Raw genomic sequence first — 1495 nt, 5'->3', positions numbered from 1 at the left:
GCATGGCCGCCCGCACGCGGCGGCGGGCGCCCGAGCGCCAGGCCTTGCTCGCGCCACGCCCGCTCAGGCCGAGCCGAGCGGGAAACCGCGGTCGAAGGTCGGGCCGACGTCGAGCGGCTGGCGCAGCATGCCGACCTTGCGATAGAAGTCGGCGGTGGCTTGCTGCTCGGCCACCAGCGGCGCGTCGATCGGCAGCCACTGGGTGGCGCGCCGCTCGAACTGCAGCCTGGCGGCCGCCTCGGGGATGCCGATGATGCGCGCCAGGGTGGCCGAGAACGCGTCGACGTGGCGATAGGACCAGCGCTGCGCGCCTGCCACGCGCCGCACGAAGTCCTGCAGCACCGCGCGCTTGCCGTCGATCGCCGTATCGGTGGCGGCGATGTAGCTGAGCCCCGAGGACAGGCCGCGCCCGTTGACCAGCACGCGCGCGCGCCCGCTGGTCTCGGCCAGCGCCGTGTAGGGCTCCCAGGTCGCCCAGGCGTCGATCGAGCCGGTCGCCAGCGCGAGCATGGTGTCGGCCGGCGGCAGGAAGCGGAAGTCCACCGCGCTGGGCGGCAGCCCCGCCGCGTCGAGCGCCTTGAGCGTCACGTAGTGGCCGATCGAGCCGCGCGTGGTGCCCACGCGCTTGCCCTTCAGGTCGGCGGCGCCGCGCATGGCCGCGTCGGGCCGCACCATCACCGCGGTGCCGTAGGCGTCCGAGCGGTTTGCCGCGATCGCCTTGACGCGCGCGCCCGAGGACAGCGCGAAGATCAGCGGCGCATCGCCGATCGGGCCGCAATCGACGGCGGCCGCGTTGAGTGCCTCGGCCAGCGGCGCCGCGGCCGGAAATTCGGTCCACTGAATATCGTAGGGCAGGCCGCCGAGGGCATTGGCGGCCTCCAGCAGCGCGCGCAGGCCGCCTTTCTGGTCGCCGGCCTTCAGCACCGGGCGCGGGCCGGATTGCGCGAAGGCCGTCGCGCCGAGCGCGGGCAGCAGGGCGAGGCCGGTACCGGCGGCGCCCGATTGCAGGAAGCGTCGTCGGCTGGTGGAGCGGGGCGGGTTCATGGCGTGTTGGGTCCTTGGAGGTGGGAGGGGAGTATTCGTGCCGGCGTGACGGGGTTCGGGGCTGCGCCGGAGGCTCAGTGCGCTCAGTGCGTGTAACCGCCCTCGATGTCGGCCACCGGCTCGGCGTCGATCCGCGCCAGCAGCGCGTCGATGCCGCCGGCCGAGGTCCGGCTTTCGCGCGCGGCCGTCGTGCCGGTCGCACCGCACATCAGGTTCGCGTCGGACCAGCGCGTGCCGGGCGCGGCCACCGCACGCAGCCAGCCGCCGCGATCGGCGATCAGCTCGGTGCCGGCGAAGGCATCGGGGGCGCGGTTCGCGATCGTCGCGAAGATCCGCCAGGCGTCCGGCGCGATGGCCGTGCAGCTCGCGCGCGGGCCATGCGCGCCGTCGCGCGACGGCGCGGGCGGCTGGCCGTCGCGGGTGAGCAGCAGGGTCTGCCAGCGCGCGTCCA

1 protein-coding gene and 1 pseudogene are annotated in these 1495 nt (G+C 75.0%); both read right to left on the bottom strand.

The window, feature by feature from the left end; genetic code table 11:
• Positions 1-63: 63 nt before the first annotated feature.
• Positions 64-1044 (bottom strand): ABC transporter substrate-binding protein, encoded by a 981-nt coding sequence (locus F3J10_RS35575; protein ID WP_167234753.1) that lies wholly within the window; start codon positions 1042-1044, stop codon positions 64-66.
• Positions 1045-1127: 83 nt separating this feature from the next.
• Positions 1128-1495 (bottom strand): annotated as a pseudogene (locus F3J10_RS35570) (cytochrome c); the annotation flags it as partial.

The organism is Burkholderia sp. Cy-637 (assembly GCF_011753175.1).
GTDB classification, from domain to species: domain Bacteria; phylum Pseudomonadota; class Gammaproteobacteria; order Burkholderiales; family Burkholderiaceae; genus Burkholderia; species Burkholderia gladioli.
The sequence above is the reverse complement of the archived record's forward strand: the minus strand, read 5'-3'. Positions and strand labels throughout refer to the sequence as shown.